General features: G+C 65.5%; 3 protein-coding genes. 1 reads left to right on the forward strand and 2 read right to left on the reverse strand.

The window, feature by feature from the left end; genetic code table 11:
• A partial coding sequence (locus AAGI46_15975; GenBank protein ID MEM1013706.1) for a Uma2 family endonuclease occupies window positions 1-369 on the forward strand: 369 nt, incomplete at its 5' end.
• Here AAGI46_15975 and AAGI46_15980 read toward each other — a convergent pair.
• Window positions 370-1,830 (reverse strand): efflux transporter outer membrane subunit, encoded by a 1,461-nt coding sequence (locus AAGI46_15980; GenBank protein MEM1013707.1) that lies wholly within the window; start codon window positions 1,828-1,830, stop codon window positions 370-372.
• A 5-nt stretch (window positions 1,831-1,835) separates the two neighbouring features.
• Window positions 1,836-4,423, reverse strand: a 2,588-nt coding sequence (locus AAGI46_15985; GenBank protein ID MEM1013708.1) for an efflux RND transporter permease subunit, incomplete at its 5' end; no start/stop codon positions are given.

The following is a 4,423-nucleotide window of genomic DNA, read 5'->3' on the forward strand; positions in this document are numbered from 1 at the left end:
CGCGACACGGACCCGCAGCCGGACGCTTGCCTGCTCCTGCCGGAGTCACGTGGCGGGCGGGCCAAGCTCGTCGATGGCTACGTCCACGGCCCGCCAGAGCTGGTCGTCGAGGTTGCTGCCAGCACGGCCAGCCTCGACGCCAACGCCAAGGCCGAGGCTTACCATGCGGCCGGCGTGCCAGAGTACTTGCTTTGGCGAGTCGAAGAGGAACGGATCGATTGGTACGAGCGATTGGAAGACCGCTATCTCGCCATGATCCCAAACGCAAACGGCCTGATCGAGAGCAAGCACTTCGAAGGTCTCAGGCTCGATCCGGAAGCCTTGCTCCGTGGCGATCTGGCGAAAGTGCTCAGCGATGTCGCGAGCTGACTATGGCGTGTCGTCTACGCGTTCCTGCGGACGCCAGCCGCCGCCGAGGGTGCGGTAGAGAATCATGTAGTCGCGGACGACGTTCGCCTCGGCGGTCGCAAGCGCGTCTTCGGCGCTGAAGAGCAGCGACTGAGCGTCGAGCACGCGGTCGAACTCGACAAGGCCGTCCGTGTACTGGGCTTCCGCTAACTCCACCGCGCGGCGGGCGGCGGTGACGCTGTCGGTGAGTGTCAACTCGCGCTCGCGGTCCTGCGCGAGGTTCGTCAACGCGTCAGCCACTTCGGCCAGAGCCAGGAGCAGCGTGCGTCGATGCTCGGCGCGTGCCTCGTTCACACGGGCGTCGGCCGCGCCGACGAGCGCTCGCAGTGTCCCGCCCTGGAAGATCGGCCAGTTGATCGCCGGGCCGACGCCGAACGTGCGGCTGTCCCAGTTGAACACGTTGTCGATGTCCCCAGCTGCGAAGCCGAACGTGCCGACGAGACTCAACCGTGGATAGAGGTCGCCTTCCGCCGCACCGACGGACGCAACTGCCGAGGCAAGTTCGCGCTCGGCGCGCCGGATGTCGGGACGACGTCGCAGGAGGTCGGCTGGCACGCCGACGGCGAGATCGTCGTCGGGGACAGGCAGCGCGGCCGAGTCGTCGATCACGAACTCCGCGTAGCCGGGGACCTCGCCAGAGAGACGCGAGAGGCGATTCCGGGCGGCCTGGGCTGAGGCTCGAAGTGCCGGAACGGTGGCCTTGGTCTGCTGCAGGTTGGCGACGGCCTGGGCGACATCGAGCTCGGTCGTAAGCCCGGCCTCGAACCTGGCCTGGGCAAGGTCGAGCGATCGCTGCTGGAGGTCGACGTTCTGCTGGGCGATGTCGAGTCGGTTGCTCAGTTCCAGCGTGTCGACGTACGCGACGGCCACCTCGGCGGCGAGCGTGACGCGAACGTCGACCAGGTCGAACAGCTCCGCCTCCAGCGTGCGATCGGCGGCCTCGACGCGACGCGACAGCCGGCCGAAGAGGTCGATCTCCCATGAGAGTCCACCGTCGATCTGCCAGAGGTCGGTCTCGGGTTGAAACGCGAACCCACCACCTCCACCGCCGCCCCCGCCTCCACCACCTGCCGGGAAGCCGTCGAGGTTTTCGCTGATGCGATCACGCGAATAGAACGCGTTCGCTTCGATCTGCGGCAGGCGTGCCCCGTTCTCTGCGGCGCGGAGCGCACGGGCTTCCATGACGCGCGCCACCGCCTCTTCGACGTCAGGACTCGCGATGATCGCGCGCTCGACGAGACGTGTCAGACGCTCGTCGTTGAACCGTGTCCACCATTCGGACAGGTCCGAGGGACGGCTCGTTGCACGCGGGTCGCCTGTCACGCCAGTGAACGACTGTGGCACCGGCAACTCCGGGGGCTCGTAGCCGGGACCGACGCGGCAGCCGACGAGCGTCATCGCGGCGATGGCGAGAAGAGGCATTGACCTCACGCGGGCACCGCCTTCATGTCACCGGCGTCGGGGCGCTCAAAGGCGTCGTCGCTCCGAACCGCTGGACGAATCTGCATCCCGAGCGCCTTCTTCAAGTCCATCACGATGCTGAGCATGGCGGGCGTGACGAAGAGCGTGAAGACCGTCGACACAAAGAGCCCGCCCACCACCACCGCCCCAAGTCCGCGGTAGAGCTCGGTACCGCTGCCCGGGATCAGCACGAGCGGAAGCATCCCGCCGACGCTGGTCAGCATGGACATGAAGATCGGGCGGACGCGGCTCCGAACGGCTTCGCTGATGGCTCGACGTGGGCCGATGTTGCCTTCGGTCCCTTCTTTCTCGCCGTGACAATCGACGCACGCTTCGTCGAGGTCGGACCCGGACATCCTGAGGAAGTTGAGCGTCTGCTCGACGATCAAAATCGCATTGTTGACGACGGTGCCGGCCAGGATGATGAAACCGAGCATCGCCAGCACGTCCAGCTGCGTCGTCGGCAGGTAGCGGCTCGTGCCCGTCCAGACGTTGATAAGCCACAGGCCGAGGAAGCCGCCGAACGTCGCCAGCGGCACGGTGAGCATGATGACGAACGGATAGCTCCAGCTCTGGAAGAGCACGCACATGAGCAGGTAGACCACGATCAGCGCGATCGCCACGCTGCTGGTAATCGTGCCGACGATCGAGCCATCGCCCAGCAAGGTCTCCTGGATGTCGCTTAGCGCGTCAGCCGTACCGGCGACGTTGCTCTGCACGCTCGGCGGCATCGCGCCGAGGTCGCGTTGGGTCTCGATGATCTGCTGAATCTCAGCGATGGCTGTCGCGAGCGGCACGCCTTCGGCGGCGGTGACTTCGAGCGTCACGCCCGGCACACCGGCGATGCGGCGGATCTGCGTCGGGCTCGTCGACTCGACGAAGTCAGCAACATCCGAGAGCGTGACGGTCGAGCCGTTGGGCGTGGCGACCGACGCCTGAGCCAGTTGCTCGATGGCCGATCCGCGCTCGCCGTTGGTGTCGGCGGCTTGGCTGAGCGTCGTAAGGATCGTGACGTCGCGTAGCTCGTCGGGGAACTTGTACGCGTCGCTGAGGATGATGCCATCCGCCAGTGCCGCGGCGGTCAGGCCGACATCGGTTTCGGTCAGGCCGACGTCGCTGGCTCGAATCGGATCAGGCCGAATCGACAGCTCCGGTCCCTGGAGGTTGAAGTTGGCGGGCTTGGGTTGAACCTGGTCGAAGCTGTTCATCAGCCCGCCGAACAGCGCGCCTGCCGCCGCCTGGACTTCGTCGAGGTTCTGACCGGTTAGGTCGATGCTGACGGCCGCGCCGCTACCACCGCCTAGTTGGAACAGCGGGGCCTGGAATGCGAACGCGAATGTCCCTGGAATGCCCTGGGTCGCGTGGCTGAACAGTGGCTCGATGTCGACGACCTTGTTCTCATCGAGACTGATCGCACCGTGGAAGACCGTGTCCTGCGTCGAAAGCCCGACGATGAAATAGTTCTCCAGCGGCGGCGGCGTGACAGTGAGTTCGCCTTGCTCGGCCGTCATGACTGTCACGGGGTCGACGCGTTGCTGAGCCTCGTCGAGCGACGCCTCCTCCTTCAGCACGGCGTAGCCGGCATCGAAGTAGGGCTCCATCTTCGTCTGCACCTGATCGGCCAGGTCGTCGTATGTGCCGAGGTTGTAGCCCGGCGGTGGGATGACGATCCCGAAGACGATGTTGCGGTTCCCCTTGGGCAAGTAGTCAAACGGCGGTAGCAGTGCGACCACGCCGACGACAACCAGGCCCATCGCGACGACGACGACGGTGATGCGGCCGATCCACGAGCCGTTAATCTCATGAATCGCATCCGCGAAGTACCCGGGAACCCCGCTGAAAATGTTGACCTTCTGGAAGGCTGATTTCTGCCCAGGCGAGGCCGTGCCGCCAGCCATCGGGTGCAGCTCTTCGCTGGTCTTGGGCTTCAGCAGCAGGGCTGCCGCCGACGGAATGACGAGCACGCTGACGACGTAGCTGATGAAGACCGCCGCGCAGATCGCGATGCCCAGATCGCGAAACAGCTGGCCGACTTGCTGCTCGATGAGCAGCACGGGCACGAAGACGACGACCGTCGTCAGCGTGCTGGCAAGTACGGCCGTCGCGACCTCGCGCGTGCCGTCGTAGGCGGCGCGGGGTGGCTTCTTGCCCATCTCCAGGTGCCGGTAGATGTTCTCCAGCACGACGATCGAGTTGTCGACGACCAGCCCGATCGCAAAGGCCGCCCCGGCGAGGCTGATGACGTTGACCGTCCGGCCAAGCGCTATCATCGCGATGCTCGCACCCAGCACGCTTGTTGGAATGGCCAGCGCGACGATGCCGACGCTGCGGACCGACCGCAGGAATATCAGCAGAACGACGACCGCCAATGCCGCCCCAATGAGCAAGTTGCTCCGAACCATCGCGATGGCGGAGCGAACGTAAACGGTCTCGTCGTAGACCTGCCGCAGCCGGACCGTGCCTTCGTAGTTTTGGCTTCGGGCGTACTGGTCGAGAATGCCGCCTTCGGCATTCATCTCGGCAATGGTCGCCTGCATGCTGTCCATCACCGACA

The organism is Planctomycetota bacterium, from assembly GCA_038746835.1.
GTDB lineage: Bacteria > Planctomycetota > Phycisphaerae > Tepidisphaerales > Tepidisphaeraceae > JBCDKH01.